A 3,448-nucleotide genomic window follows, 5' to 3' on the forward strand; every position below is an offset into this window, starting at 1 on the left:
TTTACCTACTTGTGCTTCCCTTTATGACAAAGCTGTGGCTGTTATGGCAGGCGAGGAAGGAAAGAAACCGTCCACCTCGTTGATGAAGGCCTTCCAGGTAGGCCACTTCTGGCACGCCTACATCCAATGGATCGTAGTCGAGAAGCTGGGATTCGCCACCTGGGATGATGTAGAGGTGCGTGGTAAGACCGGGTGGGGTGAGATGGATCAACGTGCGGCGCCTACGCGTGTTGGCGCGAGCACACAGTTCTTCTATAAGCCCTATCACTGGGCTACCGGCTCAGCCGACATTGCCCCATGCCGGATCCCGGTCCACGGGGACTACTTGGTGGACATCAAGACCATGGGCGCCCATGACTACAAGCAAATGGGTCTACCTAGTTGGTGTGCCGCGAAGTACGAGGCTCAGATCAACATCTATATGGACTGGTTTGACCTTGAGCAGGCCATCATCTTGTGCGTGTCCAAAGACTCGCCCCATGATTTCAAGGAGTATAACTTTGAGCGGAACCAACCGCTCATCGACGCGATCTATGGCAAGTGGAAGCTCGTCGGGTCCTGCTTAGAAGCAGGCGAAAGACCACCAGAGGACTATGAGGTTAATCTACCCCTCACTGGTCCTAAGTTGTGAGGGTAGTGTCCATCGATCCCGGTGCGGATCGAATGGGCATCGCGGTATTAGATTACGACAAGCTGACCGGCGCTACGGAGTATGTGTATTCCACCAAATGGGAATGCGTGCGCGGGGCAGACACTTATCAGGACTACCGTCTAAGGCTCGTCAAGGAGTACACGGAGAACGCCGAGATCTGCTTCGGCTTCCACGCGCCTGACATCCTGATCAACGAGATTCTGCCTGTCAAGGGGTTCAACAACTCCGCGCAGATCTTCCTGGCTCACGCTGCGCTCGGCGCAGTCCAAGGCACTGCCTATGCCTTGGAGATTCCTGTCATGCAGGTCTCTGCCCTTACTGTGAAGACACGCATTGGCGGAACGAAGAAGGCTACGAAGGTGGGTGTACGCAATGGCGTACTACAAGTCTTCCCCGAGCTTCTACCTAAGAAGTACCAGTTGGTAGCGGACGAGTCTGACGCTATTGCAATTGGCTTAACTCATTTAGGGTATGATTTACGTACACCCTAAGTGCTATAGTTACTGTTAATGGCCCAAGCTAAGAACCGACCCACGGAAGAGGTCCCTCAACATCGCATCCTTCGCGAGGTTTTTAGGCATTACCTTGAGTTCCGTGAGTATGTAGGCTCGACAGGTAACCACGTCATTGAACACGGATACTTCTTGTATGAAGATGATGGAGTGACGATCAAGGATAAGATCGCCGTCACCATTAGTTTCTGGGACTTGTTCAACGGACTAAAGGATCTCAGTCCCAGGAAGCGTGAGGCTGTTTGGTATAACGTCATCCTTGACCAGAAGCAACGTGATGTTGCCAAACGAATGAATATCACAACTGTCTCGGTGGGACAGTATGTGGAGCAAGCGATGTTACAGTTAAGCGAGCGGTATTTCGCTCCTTCCCCTGAAATCCACAATGGCTTGCTCGTCACCAAACCTAAATTTGAGGAATTGGAGCAAGAACCCGAACATGTGGAAGCGTGAGGAAGAGGAGACTCCTGAGTTCGAGGAGGGTAGGGAGTACACTAATCGTCAGATGGAGCTTATGGCTGATGCGTGGCTTCGAGAGGACGCCCGAGCCGAGATGTGTCGGACGTGTGGAGCCCGTGGGGTGTTGACCGGTAAGGTCAAGACCCTAGCTGAAGGTGTGACCGACAAGGCAGGCAATGAACTACATCTTGAGTTCCCGGAGTACGTCTGTGAGAAGGATCATCATTGGTTCCAGGGCGAAGGTGAAGCCCGAGGCATCGGTGGTGAAGCCCCGATTCTCTTCGAGGAACACTTGCAGAGCCGCCGTCGTAGGGAGATCTTCCCGACCAACGGGACTCCAGACCCCAGCATTGTAGCTGGAATTTACAACAGAACTCATCCCCAAGGGCGTAAGGTTAACAGCAAAGAACAGAGGTCTCGCAATGGGGCCTCCTGGTATAGGTAATTGCCTTGAACATGTATGAATACAAGTGCCCAGTATGTAGAGTAGTCAAGGAGACGGTATCAGCCGCTCCTATAGGCTGTCGCGATTGCGGAGTAGACATGCAACGTGTCTACGGATTCAACACCACCAATATGCCAACAGGTGCCGGGTCGAAGATGGATCAGCGCAAGAACACCTGATTGTCAACTTAAACTGACAGGTAATAGATATGCTGAAGCAAGGGAGGGCTGGACTAGGCTCTGAATACACTCCATATCGTAGTTCGCCTCAACAATTAGGTATCGAGTTATTCGATAGTAAGTATGTAGGCGGCAATCTCCACCCCGCTATTCACGGTCCCCTTACCGAAGAGGAGAAGGCAAAGACCATCCTCAGTCATTGTCTCGATACCGTGGGCGCGGAGCGCGAGTGCCCGGAGTGTGAGAAGAAGGAACTGATGCTCCCGGATGACTACCTCTGCTGGGAGTGTCGTGATGGGTGTAGTTAATGACGGCGTAGACGCCAGTAGCTTTAACTTTGACAAGCCGTGCAGTAGCGCTCCTTTGACCGAAGCAGACGTTAGGCTGATGATCCGCCAGGCCGAAAAGCTGCGGGATCGACCTCATGCTCCAGCTAGATGGGAGCCGATTGAGAGTCGAGAAGAGATAGCACTCATTGAGTTCTTGAAGGAGAATGACTCGTCAAGCCCCTGGGCGATGATGTTGGAATGCCCATCCTGCGCTCAAGAGAAGTACATCCCACCCTTCGATTACGTTTGTAAGGATTGTCGTGCCCAAGTTTGATAACAACGCTTCTCCCGCTGGACGTTCGGTGGCTCCACGTGGCAAGAACGTCATTCCGCAGATCGTGGAGCCGCGTTGCAAGGTTTGTCAATCACCTCAGCGTCACCTTGTAGATCAAATGCTTGTGGCCGGTCTTTCCTACAAGGAGATCGAACGTCAGTTCGCCCATGCGCAGATCCCTCGTCGTTCCATTGCCAATCACAAGAACGAGCACTTGGGATATGAAGAGGCTGCCATCCGTGAGGTCATCGAGATTGAGGCAGCGAAGGCCCAGCGCAACTTCGAAGAGGGCAAGACCCGTATCGTCACACAGGCAGGCTACCTAGAGGTAGCCATGCAGAAGGCGTACGACGCCTTGATTCGTAATGACGTGATGGTGGAGCCGAAGGACGCGGTGAAGATTATCGAGTTGAGAGATAAGCTTCAGAATGCTCACCAAGGTGAAGCGCTGGACGAACTCCGTGTTCAGTTCCAGATGTTCATGCAGTCAGTCAAAGAGCTTGTCGAACGAGACAAGTGGGAGTCCATCGTAGGCCGTACTGCGGACCTTCTCAGGGCTTCGGGCCGTGTAGTCGAATGGGACAATGCTGATCATGCC

5 protein-coding genes are annotated in these 3,448 nt (G+C 52.9%); all 5 read left to right on the plus strand.

The window, feature by feature from the left end; all coding sequences use genetic code 11:
- The coding region (locus JWR61_RS28005) for a hypothetical protein (RefSeq protein ID WP_301930945.1) at positions 1-631 on the plus strand (631 nt) is incomplete at its 5' end.
- Between the two features lie 5 nt (positions 632-636).
- The gene (locus tag JWR61_RS28010; RefSeq protein ID WP_301930946.1) at positions 637-1,143 is read left to right on the plus strand and encodes a crossover junction endodeoxyribonuclease RuvC; all 507 of its coding nucleotides are present in this window, start codon (positions 637-639) and stop codon (positions 1,141-1,143) included.
- Positions 1,144-1,161: 18 nt separating this feature from the next.
- Positions 1,162-1,617: a hypothetical protein gene (locus JWR61_RS28015; RefSeq protein WP_301930947.1), complete on the plus strand. Its 456-nt coding sequence runs from the start codon at positions 1,162-1,164 to the stop codon at positions 1,615-1,617.
- The gene (locus tag JWR61_RS28020) at positions 1,604-2,068 is read left to right on the plus strand and encodes a hypothetical protein (RefSeq protein WP_301930948.1); all 465 of its coding nucleotides are present in this window, start codon (positions 1,604-1,606) and stop codon (positions 2,066-2,068) included. The genes JWR61_RS28015 and JWR61_RS28020 overlap by 14 nt, the downstream gene beginning before the upstream one ends.
- A 768-nt stretch (positions 2,069-2,836) precedes the next feature.
- Positions 2,837-3,448 (plus strand): hypothetical protein (locus tag JWR61_RS28025; protein WP_301930949.1); only part of this gene is annotated, 612 nt, incomplete at its 3' end.

The organism is Ferruginibacter sp., assembly GCF_028288465.1.
Classification (GTDB): Bacteria; Bacteroidota; Bacteroidia; order Chitinophagales; family Chitinophagaceae; genus Ferruginibacter.

Coding starts and splice junctions, on each gene's coding strand:
- JWR61_RS28020 (WP_301930948.1), top strand. CDS start 1,604: ATGTGGAAGCGTGAGGAAGAGGAGACTCCTGAGTTCGAGGAGGGTAGG.
- JWR61_RS28015 (WP_301930947.1), top strand. CDS start 1,162: ATGGCCCAAGCTAAGAACCGACCCACGGAAGAGGTCCCTCAACATCGC.